Origin of the sequence: Streptomyces sp. NPDC002838 (genome assembly GCF_040295365.1) — a bacterium.
Lineage (GTDB): Bacteria > Actinomycetota > Actinomycetes > Streptomycetales > Streptomycetaceae > Streptomyces.
Genome location: NZ_JBEOVF010000006.1, coordinates 252,556 through 271,312 on the forward strand (window position 1 = coordinate 252,556; position 18,757 = coordinate 271,312).

21 protein-coding genes are annotated in these 18,757 nt (G+C 70.9%); 8 read left to right on the plus strand and 13 right to left on the minus strand.

The window, feature by feature from the left end; translation table 11 throughout:
* Window positions 1-15: 15 nt before the first annotated feature.
* Window positions 16-612: a suppressor of fused domain protein gene (locus tag ABT063_RS11260; RefSeq protein ID WP_351056980.1), complete on the minus strand. Its 597-nt coding sequence runs from the start codon at window positions 610-612 to the stop codon at window positions 16-18.
* A 466-nt stretch (window positions 613-1,078) separates the two neighbouring features.
* On the opposite strand from ABT063_RS11260, the gene ABT063_RS11265 reads away from it, so the two are divergent.
* Both ABT063_RS11265 and ABT063_RS11270 read left to right on the plus strand, forming a co-directional pair.
* Entirely contained in the window at window positions 1,079-2,197 is a 1,119-nt protein-coding gene (locus ABT063_RS11265) for a magnesium and cobalt transport protein CorA (protein WP_351056982.1), read from the plus strand.
* 23 nt (window positions 2,198-2,220) lie between these two features.
* The gene (locus ABT063_RS11270; RefSeq protein ID WP_351056983.1) at window positions 2,221-2,733 is read left to right on the plus strand and encodes a hypothetical protein; all 513 of its coding nucleotides are present in this window, start codon (window positions 2,221-2,223) and stop codon (window positions 2,731-2,733) included.
* A gap of 26 nt (window positions 2,734-2,759) precedes the next feature.
* Here ABT063_RS11270 and ABT063_RS11275 read toward each other — a convergent pair whose 3' ends face one another.
* Window positions 2,760-3,515 carry a hypothetical protein gene (locus tag ABT063_RS11275; RefSeq protein ID WP_351056984.1) on the minus strand — a complete coding sequence of 252 codons (756 nt, stop codon included), beginning with the start codon at window positions 3,513-3,515 and terminating at the stop codon, window positions 2,760-2,762.
* 235 nt (window positions 3,516-3,750) lie between these two features.
* On the opposite strand from ABT063_RS11275, the gene ABT063_RS11280 reads away from it, so the two are divergent.
* From ABT063_RS11280 to ABT063_RS11290, 3 genes are read left to right on the plus strand one after another with little or no spacing between them, the layout of a single operon-like run.
* The gene (locus ABT063_RS11280; RefSeq protein ID WP_351056985.1) at window positions 3,751-5,061 is read left to right on the plus strand and encodes a magnesium transporter MgtE N-terminal domain-containing protein; all 1,311 of its coding nucleotides are present in this window, start codon (window positions 3,751-3,753) and stop codon (window positions 5,059-5,061) included.
* On the plus strand, window positions 5,051-5,659 hold the full coding sequence (locus ABT063_RS11285) for a DUF1003 domain-containing protein (RefSeq protein ID WP_351056986.1): 609 nt from the start codon (window positions 5,051-5,053) through the stop codon (window positions 5,657-5,659). Before ABT063_RS11280 ends, ABT063_RS11285 begins: the two co-directional genes overlap by 11 nt.
* A 43-nt stretch (window positions 5,660-5,702) precedes the next feature.
* A complete protein-coding gene (locus ABT063_RS11290; RefSeq protein ID WP_351056987.1) occupies window positions 5,703-6,836 on the plus strand; it encodes an Mrp/NBP35 family ATP-binding protein in 1,134 nt (377 codons plus the stop codon).
* Between the two features lie 62 nt (window positions 6,837-6,898).
* On the opposite strand, the gene ABT063_RS11295 is transcribed toward ABT063_RS11290, so the two are convergent.
* From ABT063_RS11295 to sigE, 5 genes are all read right to left on the minus strand, one after another.
* A complete protein-coding gene (locus ABT063_RS11295) occupies window positions 6,899-7,555 on the minus strand; it encodes a hypothetical protein (RefSeq protein ID WP_351056988.1) in 657 nt (218 codons plus the stop codon).
* A gap of 217 nt (window positions 7,556-7,772) precedes the next feature.
* Window positions 7,773-8,222, minus strand: coding sequence for a sec-independent translocase (locus tag ABT063_RS11300; protein ID WP_351056989.1), 450 nt, complete (start codon window positions 8,220-8,222; stop codon window positions 7,773-7,775).
* A gap of 251 nt (window positions 8,223-8,473) precedes the next feature.
* A complete protein-coding gene (locus tag ABT063_RS11305; protein ID WP_351056990.1) occupies window positions 8,474-10,306 on the minus strand; it encodes a S1C family serine protease in 1,833 nt (610 codons plus the stop codon).
* A gap of 108 nt (window positions 10,307-10,414) precedes the next feature.
* Window positions 10,415-11,413 carry an anti-sigma factor family protein gene (locus ABT063_RS11310; protein ID WP_351056991.1) on the minus strand — a complete coding sequence of 333 codons (999 nt, stop codon included), beginning with the start codon at window positions 11,411-11,413 and terminating at the stop codon, window positions 10,415-10,417.
* Window positions 11,410-12,183, minus strand: coding sequence for an RNA polymerase sigma factor SigE (gene sigE / locus ABT063_RS11315; protein WP_351056992.1), 774 nt, complete (start codon window positions 12,181-12,183; stop codon window positions 11,410-11,412). The genes ABT063_RS11310 and sigE overlap by 4 nt, the downstream gene beginning before the upstream one ends.
* A gap of 163 nt (window positions 12,184-12,346) precedes the next feature.
* Between sigE and ABT063_RS11320 the strand changes: the two genes are divergently transcribed.
* Entirely contained in the window at window positions 12,347-13,045 is a 699-nt protein-coding gene (locus ABT063_RS11320; protein ID WP_351057051.1) for an O-methyltransferase, read from the plus strand.
* Window positions 13,046-13,175: 130 nt separating this feature from the next.
* Here ABT063_RS11320 and ABT063_RS11325 read toward each other — a convergent pair whose 3' ends face one another.
* Entirely contained in the window at window positions 13,176-13,343 is a 168-nt protein-coding gene (locus ABT063_RS11325) for a DUF3117 domain-containing protein (protein ID WP_179382345.1), read from the minus strand.
* A 147-nt stretch (window positions 13,344-13,490) separates the two neighbouring features.
* Entirely contained in the window at window positions 13,491-13,655 is a 165-nt protein-coding gene (locus ABT063_RS11330; RefSeq protein ID WP_351056993.1) for a hypothetical protein, read from the minus strand.
* A 79-nt stretch (window positions 13,656-13,734) separates the two neighbouring features.
* Between ABT063_RS11330 and chcB the strand changes: the two genes are divergently transcribed.
* The gene (gene chcB / locus ABT063_RS11335) at window positions 13,735-14,538 is read left to right on the plus strand and encodes a 2-cyclohexenylcarbonyl CoA isomerase (protein ID WP_351056994.1); all 804 of its coding nucleotides are present in this window, start codon (window positions 13,735-13,737) and stop codon (window positions 14,536-14,538) included.
* 56 nt (window positions 14,539-14,594) lie between these two features.
* On the opposite strand, the gene ABT063_RS11340 is transcribed toward chcB, so the two are convergent.
* Window positions 14,595-15,179 (minus strand): DNA-3-methyladenine glycosylase I, encoded by a 585-nt coding sequence (locus ABT063_RS11340; protein WP_351056995.1) that lies wholly within the window; start codon window positions 15,177-15,179, stop codon window positions 14,595-14,597.
* Window positions 15,176-15,532: a DivIVA domain-containing protein gene (locus ABT063_RS11345; RefSeq protein WP_351056996.1), complete on the minus strand. Its 357-nt coding sequence runs from the start codon at window positions 15,530-15,532 to the stop codon at window positions 15,176-15,178. The genes ABT063_RS11340 and ABT063_RS11345 overlap by 4 nt, the downstream gene beginning before the upstream one ends.
* A 144-nt stretch (window positions 15,533-15,676) precedes the next feature.
* Between ABT063_RS11345 and folP the strand changes: the two genes are divergently transcribed.
* Window positions 15,677-16,537 carry a dihydropteroate synthase gene (gene folP / locus ABT063_RS11350; protein ID WP_351056997.1) on the plus strand — a complete coding sequence of 287 codons (861 nt, stop codon included), beginning with the start codon at window positions 15,677-15,679 and terminating at the stop codon, window positions 16,535-16,537.
* A gap of 185 nt (window positions 16,538-16,722) precedes the next feature.
* Here the strand turns inward: folP and ABT063_RS11355 are convergent, their stop codons facing one another.
* Window positions 16,723-17,481 (minus strand): LOG family protein, encoded by a 759-nt coding sequence (locus tag ABT063_RS11355; protein WP_351056999.1) that lies wholly within the window; start codon window positions 17,479-17,481, stop codon window positions 16,723-16,725.
* Window positions 17,482-17,603: 122 nt separating this feature from the next.
* Window positions 17,604-18,683, minus strand: coding sequence for a succinyl-diaminopimelate desuccinylase (dapE, locus tag ABT063_RS11360; protein WP_351057000.1), 1,080 nt, complete (start codon window positions 18,681-18,683; stop codon window positions 17,604-17,606).
* Window positions 18,684-18,757 lie beyond the last annotated feature (74 nt).

The following is an 18,757-nucleotide window of genomic DNA, read 5'->3' on the forward strand; positions in this document are numbered from 1 at the left end:
TTCCTCACGCGGGGGTCAGTCCAGCGGGACGGATGTGCGGGACGCGTCCCGGAGGTCCGTCCCGTTCGTCAGCCACCGTTCCTGAAGCGCCTGGGCACCGTGCACGCGCTTCCAGGCGGCCTCGTTCGGGGTCATCGGGAGGAGGGGCAGGAACCGTACGGGATCGAGGGGCTCGTGGAGTTCCAGGTCCTCGACCAGGCCGCCCGACTCGGCGACCAGGACCGAGGTGAAGGGGGCGCCGGGCCACAGCGGCTCACCGACGTCGAGGGAGGCGCCGGGGGCCACGATCACGCCCTCGACCTGCGGGGACGCGGCGAGCACGGCGAGCGGACGGAGCACCTTGTCGGTGTCGGCGAGACCGGCTCGTACGGAGAGGATCAGCTCGGCGCGGGGACCCTTGACCGGGTCGGCGAGCGCCGCGGTGGGGTCGCTCATCGGCTGGGCGGACATGCCGAGCGTGGCGTAACGGACGACGACTGCCTCCTGGCCGATGTCCTGGAAACGCAGCACCTCGATGCGGTCCGTACCCAGAAAGGTGACGCCCGCGCGCGCGTCCGGTTCACCCAGCGCGCTACGCAACCGGGCCTCGACCAGAGGAAGAACATCAGCCATGCCGCGAGCATAGAACTCGTCAGTACCGGGCAAACAAGCGCCTTGACACTTCAGTCGGCTGATACTCTTGCCCGGTGGTTCGGGGCAGCACGCAGAAGCGTCGCGATCAAGCCCCGACGCCGAAGGAACTCCCTTACGAGGGACCGGCCGGAGGAGGTGGGGCTGCAATGGACCGAAGTCGACCGTGCAGTAGCACCCGCTCTTCCCGCCGCTGATGTAGCTGCTCTGGCTCTGGCTGGCTGCCACCTCTCGCACTCGTTTCACCGCGGAAGAGCGCTTCGTTTCGTTTTACCTGATCTGTCTGAGCTGTATCCACAGCTGTATCAGTAGCGAAGCTCGCCACCGCGACGGTGCGGTGCTCCCCGCTTTGTGGACGTGCTAAACATCCGCAGTCAGGACGTCCCCATTCCGGGCAGTTCCACCCGTCGTCGGCGCCCTTTCGTTGCCTGTCACGAAGGAGCCTGCCATGTCGATGATCCGCGACCTGCGTGCCGTGGTCCGCCCGTCCCGCGTCTCCCTGCGCAAGGACACCGGCGCGTACGACACCACCCGTGACCCCTCGACGCCCTCCGCCGTCGTCGACTGCGCCGTCTACCGCGACGGCGCCCGCGTGCAGATGGACAAGCCGCTGACCCCGCACGAGGCGATGCGCGTGGTGCGGCGCGACGGCGGCTTCGTGTGGATCGGTCTGCACGAGCCGACCGAGGCCGAATTCTCCGGTATCGCCAGTGAGTTCGGGCTGCACCCGCTGGCCGTGGAGGACGCGGTGCAGGCCCACCAGCGACCCAAGCTGGAGCGGTACGACGACTCCCTGTTCACCGTCTTCAAGACCATCCACTACATCGACCACGACCGGCTCACCTCCAACAGCGAGGTCGTCGAGACCGGCGAGGTCATGTGCTTCACCGGACGGGACTTCTTCATCACCGTCCGGCACGGCGGGCAGGGCTCGCTGCGGGCGCTCAGGCACCGGCTCCAGGACGACCCCGAGCTGCTCGCCAAGGGCCCCTCGGCCGTGCTGCACGCGATCGCCGACCATGTCGTCGACGGCTACATCGCGGTCGCCGACGCCGTGCAGGACGACATCGACGAGGTGGAGACCGAGGTCTTCTCGCCGGGGCGCCGGGGTGGGGTCTCGCGCGGTGTGGACTCGGCGCGGATCTACCAGCTCAAGCGCGAGGTGCTGGAGTTCAAGCGGGCCGTGTCGCCGCTGCTGCGGCCCATGCAGCTGCTGAGCGAGCGTCCGATGCGGCTGATCGACCCGGACATCCAGAAGTACTTCCGGGACGTCGCCGACCACCTCGCCCGCGTCCAGGAGCAGGTCATCGGCTTCGACGAGCTGCTCAACTCGATCCTCCAGGCCAACCTCGCCCAGGCGTCCGTCGCGCAGAACGAGGACATGCGGAAGATCACCTCGTGGGCCGCGATCATCGCCGTACCGACGATGGTGTGCGGGGTGTACGGGATGAACTTCGACTACATGCCGGAGACGCACTGGAAGTACGGCTACCCGGTCGTCCTCGGGGTCACGGTGGCCATCTGTCTGGGCATCCACCGCACGCTCAAGCGCAACGGCTGGCTGTGAAGGCGCCTGGATAGGCTGGGCCCATGACAAGCGAGCTGCTCGACCAGGCCCTCGTCGAGGAGGCCACGAAGAAGTCCGGCCTCATCTGGGTCAAGGGTCCCGGCGGCCCGGCGCGCGCCCTGTGGCACGTCTGGCACGAGGGTGCGGCCTGTCTGATCGGCGACGGGCCCGGCGAGCAGCCGCTGCCCGGGCTGGCCGACGGCGCCGAAGCCGAGGTCACGGTCCGCAGCAAGGACAAGGGCGGCCGGCTGGTGTCGTGGGCGGCGAAGGCCGTGGAGCTCGTGCCGGGTTCCGAAGCGTGGGAGGCGGCGGTCGCCGAACTCAAGGGCAAGCGCCTGAACGCCCCGGATGCCGAGACCATGACGGAGCGCTGGGCACGCGAATGCCGGGTACTCCGTCTGGAGCCGACCGGGACGACGACGCCCCTGCCTGCCGGCCGCCTGGCCGAGGCACCGTTGCCGACGCCGGCGACGACCCGTCAGCCGATTCCGGCGGGGCTGCCGCGGCTGCTGATGAAGAAGCGCAAGCGGCGGTAGGGCCTGTCCGGCGGATCAGGTCGCGCCTAGGACGCCGGCAGCTGCTTGCCGTAGTCGACCGTCTCGTCCTTCTCCGGCTCCTTCAGGGCGAAGTCCCTGCCCCAGGCCGAGAAGGTCAGGGTGCCCGCGCCGCCCGCCCGTACCAGGCGGAGCGGGTACGGCTTGCCCTCCAGGGAGATGTCGAGCGTGCCGCCGGAGCCGTCGGCGCCGGTGATGCGGATGGTGCGGACGCCCGCCTGCTCGTGGTGGCCGTCCTTGTCCACCGTCCCGTGCAGCGCCAGCAGACCGTCGAGGAGGACGTCCTTGTCCGTGAAAACGCTGAACTTCTTGTACGAGGGGTCGCCCTGCGGCACCTTCACATACTTGCCGTCGAGCTTGTCGGCCGCCGCCGCGTCCGCGTCCGAGCCGTCGCCCTTGCCGTCCGCGTCGGTCCAGAAGTCCGCGTCGGCCTTGAGGAAGAGGTGCTCGCCGACCCGCAGCAACTGGAAGGTCGTCTCCTGGGCGGTGACCGAGCCGGAGGCGCCGTCGGACTTCAGGCGCATGTCGAGCCGGTACGTGCGCTCTCCGACGACCACGTTGCCGGAGAGCCGTACGGCGCCGGCGGCCTCGGCCGCCGCACGCGTCTTCGACTGGATCTGCTCGGCCGGCAGCTTGCCGACCCCGTTGGTGCCCGCGTCCGGGTCCTCGCTGCATCCCGTCAGGCCCGTCCCCGTCACGACCAGGGCGCACATCGCCCCCATCAGGGCGGCCCTGCCGGTACGGCGCCGGGGAATCGCAGTCACAGGTGGCGCTGCCTTTCTGACGAGGGTCCTTCAGCGGCGTACGGCAGCGTACCGGTGCCGTACACCCATGGCGGAGCCAGACCGTCCGGACCGCTCACCAGGGCGTATCCGATCGGGACGGGCTAGCCTGAAGCCCACCCGAGCGGGCAATTCGGATAACAGACCCCCCAAGAGGTCCACCCAGCGACCCACGCAGCAACTCAGCACGAATCCCGCACGAAAAGGAAGCACAGCCATGGCAGCGGGCGCCCCCCGGATCTTCGTCTCGCACCTCGCCGGCGTCGCCGTCTTCGACCCCACCGGTGACCAGGTCGGGCGCGTGCGCGATCTGGTCGTCATGCTGCGCGTGAAGCGGCGGCCGCCCCGCCTGCTCGGGCTTGTCGTCGAACTCGCCACGCGCCGCCGCATCTTCCTGCCCATGACCCGGGTCACCGGCATCGAGTCCGGCCAGGTCATCACCACCGGCGTGCTCAACGTCCGCCGCTTCGAACAGCGGCCCACCGAGCGGCTCGTCTTCGGCGAACTCCTCGACCGGCGCGTCCGGCTCGTCGAGACCGGCGAGGAGGTCACCGTCCTCGACCTGGCGGTGCAGCAGCTGCCGGCCCGCCGGGACTGGGAGATCGACCGCGTCTTCGTCCGCAAGGGCGGCAAGGGCGGCGCCTTCCGGCGCAAGGGCGAGACCCTCACCGTCGAGTGGTCCGCCGTCACCGGCTTCTCCCTGGAGGAGCACGGGCAGGGCGCCGAGAGCCTGCTGGCCACCTTCGAGCAGCTGCGCCCCGCCGATCTGGCCAACGTGCTGCACCACCTCTCCCCCAAGCGGCGCGCCGAGGTCGCCGCCGCCCTCGACGACGACCGCCTCGCCGACGTACTGGAGGAGCTGCCGGAGGACGACCAGATCGAGATCCTCGGCAAGCTGAAGGAGGAACGTGCCGCCGACGTCCTGGAGGCCATGGACCCGGACGACGCGGCCGACCTGCTCTCCGAACTGCCGGAGGAGGAGCAGGAGCGGCTGCTGAACCTGATGCAGCCCGGGGACGCGGCCGACATGCGGCGCCTGCTGGCGTACGAGGAACGCACGGCCGGCGGTCTGATGACGACGGAGCCGATCGTGCTTCGCCCCGACGCGACCGTCGCCGAAGCGCTCGCCCGCGTCCGCAATCCCGACCTCTCCCCCGCCCTCGCCGCCCAGGTCTACGTCTGCCGGCCGCCCGACGAGACCCCGACCGGCAAGTACCTCGGCACGGTCCATTTCCAGCGCCTGCTGCGCGACCCGCCGTACACGCTGGTCAGCGCGATCCTCGACGACAACCTGCAACCCCTGGAGCCGGACGCGGCCCTGCCGGTCGTCGCCGGGTTCTTCGCGGCCTACGACATGGTCTCGGCGCCCGTCGTCGACGAGTCGGGGTCGCTGCTGGGCGTGGTGACCGTGGACGACGTACTGGACCACATGCTGCCCGAGGACTGGCGGGAGACGGAGTTCCACCTGGACGAGGACCAGGGGCCCGAAGACCAGCGTGCCGAGGGGGTGGCCTCCCATGGCGCCTGAGTACGAGACCGGCACCCGCGAGCGCGTACCCGCGGGAGCGACGGCGACCACCCGCCCCCGCACCCCCCGCCTGGACCAGCCGCGGCCGCCACGACGACGGATCCTGCCCGAGTGGGATCCGGAGGCCTTCGGACGGCTCTCGGAGCGGATCGCCCGCTTCATCGGCACCGGGCGGTTCCTCGTCGGGATGACGGTCGTCATCGTCGTGTGGCTGCTGTGGAACATCTTCGCGCCACGTGACCTGCGCTTCGACAACTACCCGTTCATCTTCCTGACCCTGATGCTGTCCCTCCAGGCTTCCTACGCGGCCCCGCTGATCCTGCTCGCGCAGAACCGGCAGGACGACCGCGACCGGGTCAACCTCGAACAGGACCGCAGGCAGAACGAGCGGTCGATCGCGGACACCGAATATCTGACCCGGGAGATCGCCGCCCTGCGCATCGGCCTCGGGGAAGTCGCCACCCGAGACTGGATCCGCTCCGAGCTGCAGGACATGGTCAAGGAGCTGGACGGGCACCGGAACGGCCACCACGAGCACAGCGCATTCCACGCAGTCTCGGCGGAACGGTCACGGGGACGTGACGCAGACGACCGGTGACGGGCTTTCCGGGGCGCCTGTGCGGCGCCGTACCATCGTCCTTATGGCTACGGAAGACGCGGTGCGCGAAGCACTGGCGACGGTGAACGACCCCGAGATCAACCGTCCCATCACCGAACTCGGGATGGTCAAATCGGTGGAGATCGGTGCGGACGGAGCGGTCGCGGTCACCGTGTACCTGACGGTCTCCGGCTGCCCCATGCGCGACACGATCACGCAGCGGGTGACGGAGGCGGTCTCGCGGGTCGAGGGCGTCACCCGCGTCGACGTCACGCTGGACGTGATGAGCGACGAGCAGCGAAAGGAACTGGCGACCGCGCTGCGCGGCGGCCAGACCGAGCGCGAGGTCCCCTTCGCCAAGCCGGGCTCGCTGACCCGCGTCTACGCGGTCGCCTCCGGCAAGGGCGGCGTCGGCAAGTCGTCGGTGACGGTGAACCTGGCGGCGGCGATGGCGGCCGACGGGCTGAAGGTCGGTGTCGTAGACGCCGACATCTACGGCCACTCGGTGCCGCGCATGCTGGGCGCCGACGGCCATCCGACCCAGGTCGAGAACATGATCATGCCGCCGTCCGCGAACGGCGTGAAGGTCATCTCGATCGGCATGTTCACCCCCGGCAACGCCCCGGTCGTCTGGCGCGGCCCGATGCTCCACCGCGCGCTCCAGCAGTTCCTGGCGGACGTGTACTGGGGCGACCTGGACGTCCTGCTGCTCGACCTGCCCCCCGGCACGGGCGACATCGCCATCTCCGTGGCCCAGCTGGTCCCGAACGCGGAGATCCTGGTCGTGACGACCCCGCAGCAGGCGGCCGCCGAGGTGGCCGAGCGGGCGGGCTCCATCGCGGTCCAGACGCACCAGAAGATCGTCGGCGTGGTGGAGAACATGTCCGGTCTCCCGTGCCCGCACTGCGGCGAGATGGTCGACGTCTTCGGCACGGGCGGCGGCCAGGCGGTGGCGGACGGCCTCACGCGCACGACGGGTGCGTCCGTCCCGGTCCTCGGCAACATCCCCATCGACGTCCGCCTCCGCGAGGGCAGCGACGAGGGCAAGCCGGTGGTCCTGACCGACCCGGACTCCCCGTCGGGCTCGGCGCTGCGGGCGATCGCGGGGAAGCTGGGGGGACGGCAGCGGGGTCTTTCGGGACTGTCCCTGGGGATCACGCCGCGCAACAAGTTCTAGATCCTCTACGACGATGGGGGCGCCGTCCGCTGAGACGGCGCCCCCATCGTCGTAGCACCGCGCTATGCGTACGCCGCGATGTCCTTGATCATGGCGAACCCGAGACCGTACGCGCTCATGCCTCTCCCGTACGCCCCCACGTGCACCCCCTCCTGAGTCGACCCGGCCAGGACCCAGCCGAACTCGGACTCGCGGTAGTGGAACGGCGTCGGTACCCCGTCCACGGGCAGGGACAGCGTCGACCAGTCCGAACCGTCCAGGTCGTCCGCGAGGGCCCACGCCGTTTCCGTCTGCTGCTCCAGCCAGTCGTCGCGCAGGGAGTGGTCCATCTGGCCGGGCCAGGTGAAGGTCAGCAGCCCCACCCCCGCGAGCCAGGCCGCCGAGGAAACCGACGTGGCCTCCAGCAGCCCGGTACCGTCCGCGCTCCTCCGGGACGGATTCGCCGCGACGGTCACCACCACCGCGAACTTCTCCTTGTCCTCCGTGGCCTCATTCCGTACGGAGGGTTCGTCACCGTGCCCGATCGATCCGTGTTCCACGGCGCCGTCGGCCGCCGTACCGACCTGCATCAGCCAGCGCGGCCCCGTGAAGGCCTCGTCAAGGCCGTACCACGGGAAGGGCGCCAGCAGGTAGCCGTCCACCGTGCGCCGGGCGGAGGGGACCTGTTGTCCGCCCTCCGCGGCCGGCGCCTGCGCGACTGCCCGACTCGTCGTCTCCATGTGCCCGGACGCCTCCTCGCTCTCGTCGGACCGTACGGCCCGCCCCCCTTCGGGCGTACTCGTCCGGTCCGCACAACAACTCGGCAGCATAGCCACACCACTCCGAGCAACCGGGAAACCTCCCGGCGCGTGGGTCGCTCAATGGGGCGCGTTCAGGCCGTACCGGGGCGCGTATGGAGTATGAAACGCATCACGTACGGGGGCGTATGACTACGCCTCAGGTGGCGTCCGCGTCGAACACCGGACGGTCGTCGCCGGGGCTCTCCGGCTTCTTGGTCATGTCGACACGGCTGCCGGAGGAGCCGGCGGAATCCGAGGACCCGGAGGACGAGGACGACTCCGACTCACGGCCGTGCACGGCGTCCGTGACCTCGGCCATCTCCTTCTTCAGGTCGAAGCCGTTGCGGATCTCCTTGAGCCCCAGCTCGTCGTTGTCCAGCTGCTTGCGGATGAACGTCTTGGGGTTGAGGTCCTCGAACTCGAAGTCCTTGAACTCCGGGCCCAGTTCCTGCCGGATGTCCTGCTTGGCGCTCTCCGAGAACTCGCGGATCTTACGGATCGTCCGCGTGACGTCCTGGATGACCTTCGGGAGCTTTTCCGGGCCGAAGACGAGCACGGCAAGGACAACGAGCGTAATCAGCTCGAGCGGTCCTATGTCATTGAACACCTGAAGCTCCTTGCGATGTCCTCGGTCCTCGGCCCTCGGTGGTCTGTGCGGGTCTTCCGTGGTCCGGGCCGGGTCCACGGTACCCGGCGATCCCGTACGACCGGTACTGTCCCGAGGCCTCCGAATGCGGGCACGTGTGGGCCTTTCCGGGTTGTTTGCCTAGTGGGACGGGTGTTGGGGCGGCGGCGGTGGCCTCTTCTGTGACATTTATGTGAGTCTCGCTTCCGCTCGGCCGCTGTCTCCCCGCCCGCTCAGCCATCGGAGGACCCGAGCACCAGCGAGATCTTCCGCTCCTTGCCGTCGCGCTCCAGGGTGAGCTCGAGGCGGTCGCCGGGGCGGTGGGCCCTGGTCTTGACGATGAGCTCCTCGCCGGAGTGGACGCGCGCGCCGTCGATCTCGGTGATGACGTCGCCGGCCTCGATGCCGGCCCTGTCGCCGGGTCCGCCCACGGTGACCGCCGGGCCGCCGTCGCTGCCTTTGCTGTCCACGCGCGCGCCGTCACCCGAGTAGTCCATGTCGAGGGTGACGCCGATCACCGGGTGGGTGGCCTTGCCGGTGTTGATCAGCTCCTCGGCGACGCGCTTGGCCTGGTTGACGGGGATGGCGAAACCGAGGCCGATGGAGCCGGACTGACCGCCACCGGAGTCGGAGCCGTCGTCGGCGGAGCGGATGGCGGAGTTGATGCCGATGACGCGGGCGCGGGAGTCGAGGAGGGGCCCGCCGGAGTTGCCGGGATTTATGGGCGCGTCGGTCTGCAGCGCGTCGACATACGACACATCGCTCGCGTCGCCGCTCTCGCCGCCGGCCGTGATGGGCCGCTCCTTGGCACTGATGATCCCGGAGGTGACGGTGCCCGCCAGGTCGAAGGGGGCGCCGATGGCGACGACGGGGTCGCCGACCTGGACGTTGTCGGAGTTGCCGAGGGTCATGGGCTTGAGCCCGCTGACGCCGCTCACCTTCACGACGGCGAGGTCGTAGCCACTGTCCCGCCCGACGACGGTGGCCTTGGCCGTGTCCCCGCTGTGGAAGGTCACGGTGATCTCGCCGTCGGCCCCGGCGGGCTCCACGACGTGGTTGTTGGTGAGGATGTGACCGCGACCGTCGAGCACGAATCCGGTGCCGGTGCCCTGCTCCTCGGAGCCGTTCACATGCAGGGTCACCACGCTGGGCAGGGCCCGCGCGGCGATCCCGGCCACACTGTCCGCGGCCCGCCCGGCCGACTCCACACCGGCCTGCGGCAACTCCACGTCCGCCGCCACGCCACCGTTGCGCTCCAGATGCGCCCCTACGACGCCACCGACGCCCCCTGAGACGAGAGCGAGCAGCACGGCGGCCCCGACGAGGCCCTTCCTGACCCTTCTGCGCCGCTGATCCGTACTCGCGACCGCCGCGCCGGTCTGCTGGAGGGGGGCGGGGACCGGGGCCCAGGGGTCGTAGTTCTGCCAGGGGTTGGATGTGAGTGGGGGCGGGGTTGGGGCCGGGGCGGTGGGAGAAGGCGCCGGCGGTGGGGGTGGCGCCGGGGTCGCTGGGCCCTGCGGCGCGGTCGGGGCCGGGGTCGCCGTGCCGTGCTGCGGAGGCAGCGCCGGGACCGCCGTGCCGTGCGCGGGCGTGGTCGCCGGGTGCTGTACGGGCGGCGCGGGCGCCCAGGGGCCCGGCTCGCCGTACGGCGGGGTGCTGTAGGGGTCGGGGGCGTGCAGGGGCTTGGGGCGCTCGCTGACGGGCGCCACGGGGTGTACGGCGGCCGTCTCGGCTCCCCGCCCACCGGCGGGCGGGGAGCCACCCTCTACGGCAGCCGCCCCAGACCCCTTGGCATCCGGCCCGACGGAACGTTCAGCCACCGTTGCGGAAACGTCCTCCCCGGCAGGCGCCGCACCCTCGGATGCCGTCATCCGCGCGTCCTCCACCGGCGTACCCGCACTCCCCGGATCCGGCCGGCGCAGTTCGAAGTCGCCCTCCGTGGAGGTCACCTCCTGCGGAGCCCTCAGTTCGAAGTCGCCGTCGGATGTGTCGGTGCGGTCGCCCGGCGGCACCTCGTCGGGCGACGGCGCGGCTCCCCCCGCCCTCGTGGGCTTCCCCTCGTTCATGCTCTCCCCACAGTCACGGCCTGCCCCGTCACGGCTCGTCGGCGCCGGCCGCAGTTCGTCGACTCCCCTGGATTCAACCAGGTTCGCGCGCGGCAGCGCAGAGACCGGTCAGCGGGCAGTGCCCGAAGCGGCGGACTGCGACGGGGCGGAGGTGCTGTCGGGGACGGGTTCGGCGAGCATGCCGGGTGCCTGGAGGTCCGGGGTCGCGGACCACGCGGTCAGGGTGATCGGCTGGGCGGCACTGAGCGGACGTATCAGGGGTGACATGGCGGCCGCGCCGGCCAGCACGGGAGCGGTCAGCGAGTGGACGCCCTCCTCGACCGCCGCGGGCGCCGGCATGCCCGGCAGCAGCGGTGCGGACACCTCGGTCGGGGCGACCGGGGTGCCACCGAGCGCCCCTCCGTGTCCCTGGCCCTGCGCGAGCAGTGGTCCGGTCCCACGGCGCCGGCTCTCGGGCGCCGTGGCGGCCCCCGTGCCCTGCGTGCGCGCCGGGGTGACATTGCTTCCGGCGCCGGGTCCGCCCCGCGCGTCCGCGGCCGTGTCGCCGGGCGCCACGGAGCTGACGCCGCCCAGGGCGATCGCGGCCAGGGACACCGCGCCGGCGGCGGCGAACGCGAACCGCATCCCGCGCGAGGCCGACCGCTCGGCCTCGTGACGGCTGACGTCGTGGATACGGAAGCCACGGTTCGCCGAGGACGGCAGGACGGGTGTGTGCGAACGGGCGGGGACGTAGTCGAACTCGAAGCGCTCGCCGCGCTTCAGGCCGAAGACGCCGGTGACGCCGGGCCGTCCGGTCAGCCCGCCGGCGAATCCCGCCCCGCCGAACGGCGAGTCGTCATCGCTGTCCGGGTCACCTCCCGCCGGAAGCCCCTGGAGTCGGGCCAGGAAGCTCTCGGAGGGCGGCGGAGGGGCGACCTCCGCGAAGACGTTCTTCAGTCGGCGCTGTGCGTCGGCCTCGGCCTTGCACTTGGCGCAGGTGGCCAGGTGCGCGAGGACGCGCTCACGCGACTCATGACCGAGCTCGCCGTCCACCAGGGCGGCGAGTCGGTCTCCCAGGTGCTGCTCCGCGAGGCGTCCCTCGCCGGGTTCGGGCCGTGATCCACTCACGCGGTCGCGCCCCCTCCCCCCAGCGCGGGCACACGGGCCATGAAGGAGCGGCGCTCGGCCCGGGCCTCCGGCGAGCGGTGCGCGAGGGCCTTGCGCAGCTGCGAGCGGCCGCGGTGGATCCGGGACCGGACCGTGCCGAGCTTGACGCCCAGGGTCGCGGCGATCTCCTCGTACGACAGGCCTTCGATGTCGCACAGGACGACCGCGGCGCGGAACTCCGGTGCGAGCGTGTCGAGGGCCTGCTGGACGTCCGCGTCGAAGTGCGCGTCGTTGAAGACCTGCTGGGGCGACGGCTCGCGGCTGGGCAGTCGCTCCGCCGCGTCCTCACCGAGGGCGTCGAAGCGGATGCGCTGCTTGCGGCGGACCATGTCCAGGAAGAGGTTGGTCGTGATGCGGTGCAGCCAGCCCTCGAAGGTGCCCGGCGTGTACGTCGACAAGGAGCGGAAGACGCGGACGAAGACCTCCTGCGTGAGGTCCTCGGCGTCGTGCTGGTTGCCCGTCAGCCGGTACGCCAGCCGGTAGACCCGGCCGCTGTGCGTGCTGACGATCTCCTCCCAGGTGGGCGGAGTCCACGCCTGCCCGTCCGCGTCGGTGGAGAAGGTCGCGGTCTGGGCGTATTCAGCGGCGTGGCTGTGGTCAGCAGCGGTGTCGTTCACGGATTTCGGCCTGCCCGCCGATCCGAGAAAGCGCCGCAGCACTCCTCCCCGATCCCCGGGCGCGGCCGCACCTCCCCTGTCGGCTCTGGTGGTGTCCAGTGGAGCCCCTACCATAGCCACCTCGCCCGTTAGCTCCGGATAAGCGGTTTTACGAGAATTTGATCTGGGCTGATACGGCTCGGGCGGCTGCGTCAGCAGTTGCTCGAGCGCCTGCTCGTCGTCGTGATCCAACCGTGTCCCCCCGCTCGCGTCTCTGCCCCTCTAAACGCCTGGTCCCATCTGCGGGTTCCCGACACCAACGGATACAGTCACGCCCAGGCAACCACGGGGACAGGAGAGGGCCATTACCGGCAACCGGCAGACAAGCTGGGCGTTCGCCGACGCCTATGTCGCCGAGGACGACGCCCTGCGCTGGGCCCGGGACCGGGCCCGCGAGGCGGGGCTGCGCTCGGTCTCGCCCGGCACGGGCGCGGCGCTGCGGTTGCTCGCCGCCACCGTGGACGCCAAGGCGATCGCGGAGATCGGTACCGGCACCGGCGTCTCCGGGATCCACCTGCTGCACGGCATGCGCCCGGACGGCGTCCTGACCACGGTCGACCCCGAGCCGGAGCACCAGCAGTTCGCCCGCCAGGCCTTCCGTGCCTCCGGCTTCGCCAGCAACCGGGCCCGCTTCATCCCGGGCCGCGCCCTGGACGTGCTGCCCCGGCTCGCGGACGCCGGCTACGACCTCGTCTTCTGCGACGGCGACCGCCTGGAGTTCTCGGACTATCTCGCTGAATCGTTGCGCCTGCTGCGCACCGGCGGGCTCGTCGTCTTCGAGGGTGTCTTCGCCAACGGCCGGACCGTGGACTCGGGGCCGCAGCCCACGGAGGTCCTGCGGCTGCGGGAGCTGCTGCGCGCGGTGCGCGAGAGCCAGGATCTGGTGCCGTCGCTGCTGCCCGTCGGTGACGGGCTGCTGTGCGCGGTCAAGCGCTGAGAGCCGCACCACTCGGACAAAAAACCGGACAGAACACCGGACAAACGGCTGAACCATTCCTCAGGACAAACAACTGCCCCGGCACCGCGTGCGGTGCCGGGGCAGTTGAAGGGGTAAGGACGCTGCCGCGTCAGCCGGCGACCTTCATGAGCTCGTCGCCGAGTGCTTGGGCCTCGTCAGGGGTCAGCTCGACGACGAGTCGACCGCCGCCTTCGAGCGGAACGCGCATGACGATGCCCCGCCCCTCCTTGGTCACCTCGAGCGGGCCATCACCCGTTCGCGGCTTCATGGCCGCCATGCTCGTTCCCCTTCCTGAAACCAGCTCATAGTCAAAGCCGACGGCCCTGGAGGGCAGGCGCGGTCCATAGCGTGGGACACGCGACACCGGCATCGAACACATTGCTTCCAAGCCATTATCCCGCATCTCAGGACCCGATGACCAACATCAGTCGGCATCGCTTGGGCAACGCGCGCGAGCAAAACCACTCAATTCGGCGATGTGACTGCGATACTGCGCCGCCGCGAGGAGATCCGCCGACCGGATGGGTTCGAGATTTCTTTGACGCAGGTCACACGTCCGGTCCGGTCGCCGGACGGTGATCTCCGCCATGCTGTCCTTCGGAACCAGGGATGGACACAAGGACGTACCAACAGGTACGTCCGAGCCGCGACACCGGAGGGGACATGCCATGGCCGACACCGTGCTGTACGAGGTGAGCGACGGACTCGCGACGATCACGCTGAACCGCCCCGAGGCGATGAACGCGCTGAACATCGCCGCGAAGGTCGCTCTCCGGGAGGCGGTGCGGTCCGCGGCGGCCGACGGCGCCGTACGGGCGGTACTGCTGACCGCGGCCGGGGAGCGGGCGTTCTGTGTGGGGCAGGACCTCAAGGAGCACATCGGGCTGCTGGTGGCCGACCGGGAGAGCGGCTCGGGGCAGACGATGAGCACGGTCAGGGAGCACTACAACCCGATCGTGAAGGCGCTGGCCGGGATGTCCAAGCCCGTGGTGGCCGGGGTGAACGGGGTCGCGGCTGGGGCCGGGTTCGGTTTCGCGCTGGCCGCGGACTACCGGGTGGTGGCGGACACGGCGGCGTTCAACACGTCGTTCGCGGGCGTGGCGCTGACCACCGACTCGGGCATCTCCTGGACGCTGCCACGGGTCGTCGGGCCCGGCCGGGCGGCCGACCTGCTGCTTTTCCCGCGCAGCGTCAACGCACAGGAGGCGTACGAGCTGGGGATCGCCAACCGGGTCGTACCGGCGGGCGAGCTGCGCGGCGAGGCGGAGAAAGTCGCGCGGGCGCTGGCCGAGGGGCCGACGGTGGCATACGGGGCGATCAAGGAGGCGGTCGCGTACGGGCTGTCCCACTCCCTGGCCGAGACCCTGGAGAAGGAGGACGAGCTGCAGACGCGGGCGGGCTCCTCCGAGGATCACGCGATCGCGGTGCATGCGTTCGTGAACAAGGAGAAGCCGAAGTATCTGGGCCGGTGAGCCGCCGGGAGCGCCGGGAGCGGTGAGCCGCCGGGGCGGGCGGGGCGAGGCGGGGATCAGCCCCGTCTCGCCACGCATGCCTCCAGGTGGTCGTCCACCAGTCCGCACGCCTGCATCAGCGCGTACGCCGTCGTCGGGCCGACGAAACGCAGGCCCCGCTTCTTGAGTGCCTTGGACAGGGCCGTCGACTCGGGGGTGACCGCCGGGACGTCGGAGAGGGTCTTCGGGGCCGGGCGGGTGGCCGGGTCGGGGGCGTGGGACCAGATCAGGTCGTCCAGCTCACCCGGGGCCCAGTCGGCCAGCACGCGCGCGTTGGCGAGCGTCGCGTCGACCTTGGCGCGGTTGCGGATGATGCCCGGGTCGGCCAGCAGGCGCTCGCGGTCGGCGTCCGTGAAGACGGCCACCTTGGCGATCTCGAAGCCGGCGAAGGCGGCGCGGAAGCCGGGGCGGCGGCGCAGGATCGTGATCCAGGACAGGCCGGACTGGAACGCCTCCAGGCTGAGGCGTTCGAAGAGCGCGTCGTCGCCGTGGACCGGGCGGCCCCACTCCTCGTCGTGGTACGACACGTAGTCCGCCGTGGACAGGGCCCAGGGGCAGCGCGGCGCGCCGTCCGGGCCGGCCAGGGCGCCGTCGTCGCTCACTGCTGGTCCTCCGGTCGGCCGGGCTTCTCCATGGAGACGTGGGCGCCGGCCCGGGCGCCGGCCAGCGCGGACTCCAGGTCGGCGATACGGGCGTCCCGCTCGGCGAGCTCGGCGCCGAGGCGGCTGAGCGCGTCGTCGACGTCCGCCATGCGGTAGCCGCGGGCGGCCAGCGGGAAGCGCAGGCTCTCGACGTCCGCGCGGTTCACCGGGCGGTCCGGGGGCAGGAAGTCCTGCAGCCTCTCGGGGGCGGCCTCCGGCAGCGGGCCGTCGCCCTCGCCGCCGCCCACCACGGCGAGCGTCACCGCGGCGACCACCACAGCCAGCGCGATGACCAGGAACAAGAACATAACCATCGCCGGAGCCCCCACGCTCTGAGTACTCGGTGTACTCGCTGTACTCGGTGTCGAATGTGTCAGGGTCCGATCGTGCCATGCGAGTCTGACACTTAGGGTCTCAGGCAGCCGGTTGCCGGGACGAATCAGGAGAGGTCACAGGGGATGCTCAGGCTGGGCAGGCGTGCATTCGGCACGCATGAGCCGGTGATCATGGCGATCGTGAACCGGACCCCGGACTCCTTCTACGACCGGGGCGCGACCTTCCGCGACGAGCCCGCCCTCGCCCGCGTGGAGCAGGCGGTGGCGGAGGGGGCGGCCATCGTCGACATCGGCGGGGTCAAGGCCGGGCCGGGCGACGAGGTGACCGCCGAGGAGGAGGCGCGGCGGACGGTCGGTTTCGTGGCGGAGGTGCGGCGGCGCTTCCCGGACGTCGTCATCAGCGTGGACACCTGGCGGGCCGAGGTCGGGGAGGCGGTCTGCGAGGCCGGGGCGGATCTGCTGAACGACGCGTGGGGCGGGGTGGACCCGGGGCTGGCGGAGGTCGCCGCGCGGTACGGGGTGGGGCTGGTGTGTACGCACGCGGGGGGTGCTCAGCCTCGGACCCGTCCTCACCGGGTGACGTACGACGACGTCATGGCCGACATCCTGAGGGTGACGCTGGGGCTGGCCGAGCGGGCGGTGGCCCTGGGTGTGTCGCGGGAGTCCGTGCTGATCGATCCCGGGCACGACTTCGGGAAGAACACGCGGCACAGTCTGGAGGCGACGCGGCGGCTGGGGGAGATGGTGGCCACCGGGTGGCCGGTGCTGGTGTCGCTGTCCAACAAGGACTTCGTGGGCGAGACGCTGGACAAGCCGGTGAAGGAGCGGGTGGTGGGGACGTTGGCCACTACCGCGGTGTCGGCGTGGCTCGGGGCGCAGGTGTATCGGGTTCATGAGGTGGCGGAGACGCGACAGGTGCTGGAGATGGTGGCGTCGATCGCGGGGCGTCGTCCGCCGGCGGTGGCGCGACGGGGGCTGGCGTAGAAGGATCTCGCCCCCGCCGCCCCTACCCGTCCCATCCCCAGGGGCTCCGCCCCTTCGCCCCCGCCAGGGGGCTTTGCACCCTGGGCCCCCATCGGCCTGAACGGCCTCGTCCTCAAACGCCGGACGGCTGAGTTGTCGTGCACCTTGGGGGCGGAGCCCCCAGTGACGTCGGCTCCAGCCCAGCGCTAGCGTCCCGCCTCCTTCGAGACCAACGCCACCGCCTCGTCCACATCGTCCGTGATGTGGAACAGCAGCAGGTCCTTCTCCGACGCCTTGCCCTGGGCGATCAGCGTGTTCTTCAGCCAGTCCACGAGGCCGCCCCAGTACTCCGTACCGAAGAGGACGATCGGGAAGCGGGTCACCTTCTGGGTCTGGACCAGGGTGAGTGCCTCGAACAGCTCGTCCAGCGTGCCCAGGCCGCCCGGCAGGACCACGAAGCCCTGCGCGTACTTCACGAACATCATCTTGCGGACGAAGAAGTAGCGGAAGTTGAGGCCGATGTCGACGTAGGGGTTCAGCCCCTGCTCGAAGGGGAGCTCGATGCCCAGCCCCACCGAGATGCCGTTCGCCTCGCAGGCGCCCTTGTTCGCCGCTTCCATGGCGCCCGGGCCGCCGCCCGTGATCACCGCGAAGCCGGCCGCGACCAGGCCCCGGCCCAGCCGCACACCCGCCTCGTACTCCGGCGAGTCCTGCGCCGTCCGGGCCGAGCCGAACACGCTGATCGCGGGCGGGAGTTCGGCGAGTGTGCCGAAGCCCTCGATGAACTCCGACTGGATGCGCAGGACCCGCCAGGGGTCGGTGTGGACCCAGTCCGAGGGGCCGCCCGCGTCCAGCAGACGCTGGTCGGTCGTGCTGGCCTGGACCTGGCCCCGCCTCCGGAGGACCGGTCCCAGGCGCTGCTCCTCCGGTGGCTGCTTCTTGCCCTCGGGGTTGCCAGTAGCCATGTGCGCTCCCTCCAGCTTGCGGTCGTTCCGCCTCAGCGTAGATCTACGCGGGTTACGGACGGGGGACGTGAGCATGTCCGCCGTGAAGCGCCCTGAAGCACGCCCACCCCCCCCGTCCGCCCTCACGCCGTCAGCCAGCTCCTCAGCCGCTCCTCCGCCTCCGGGATCAGCGACGCCTTCACCCGCTCGTCCACCTTGTGGGCGAGCAGCTGTGCCCCGGGGCCGTAGTTCACCGCGGGCACGCCCAGTGAGCTGAAGCGGGCCACGTCCGTCCAGCCGAACTTGGGGCGGGCCTCGCCGCCGACGGCCGCCATGAAGGCCTGCGCGGCCGGGTGGGTCAGGCCGGGGCGGGCGCCGCCCGTGTGGTCGTCGACGACGAACTCGTCCACTTGGCAGTCCGCGAAGTAGTCCCGGACGAACGCCTCCGCCTCCGCCTCGCTGCGGTCCGGCGCATAGCGGAAGTTGACGACGAGGGTGCAGGCGTCGGGGATGACGTTGGTGGCTACGCCGCCCTCGACGCGTACGGCGTTGAGGCCCTCATGGAACCGCAGGCCGTCCACGACCGGCGTGCGCGGCTCGTACGCGGCGAGCTTGGCGAGGGCCGGCGCGGCCGCGTGGATCGCGTTCGAGCCCATCCACGCGCGCGCGGAGTGCGCTCGCTCGCCCGTGAACTTCAGGAACACCCTGAGCGTGCCCTGGCAGCCACCCTCCACCTGACCGTCCGTCGGCTCCAGCAGGATCGCGAAGTCGCCCTTGAGCCACTCCGGGTGGGCCTCGGCGACATGCTTCAGGCCGTTCAGATCGGCGGCGACCTCTTCGTTGTCGTAGAAGACGAAGGTCAGGTCGCGGTTCGGGGCCGGGACCGTCGCCGCGATGCGCAGCTGCACCGCCACGCCCGACTTCATGTCACAGGTGCCGCAGCCCCACAGGTAGCCCTCGTCGTCGAGCCGGGAGGGCACGTTGCCCGCGATGGGGACCGTGTCGATGTGGCCGGCGAGGATGACCCGTTCCGGGCGGCCGAGGCCGGTGCGGGCGACGACGTTGTTGCCGTACCGGTCGACCGTCAGGTGCGGCAGGGCGCGCAGCGCGGTCTCGATCGCGTCCGCGAGCGGCTTCTCGGTGCCGCTCTCGGAGGGGAAGTCGACGAGCTGCGCGGTGAGCCGCGCGGCGTCCAGCGTCAGGTCAAGTGGGGTGTCGGCCATGTTGCCGAGCCTAACGCCCGGACCTTCGCCGACTTTCCACACCTGGCACACCATGCACCGTACTCTCCAGTATG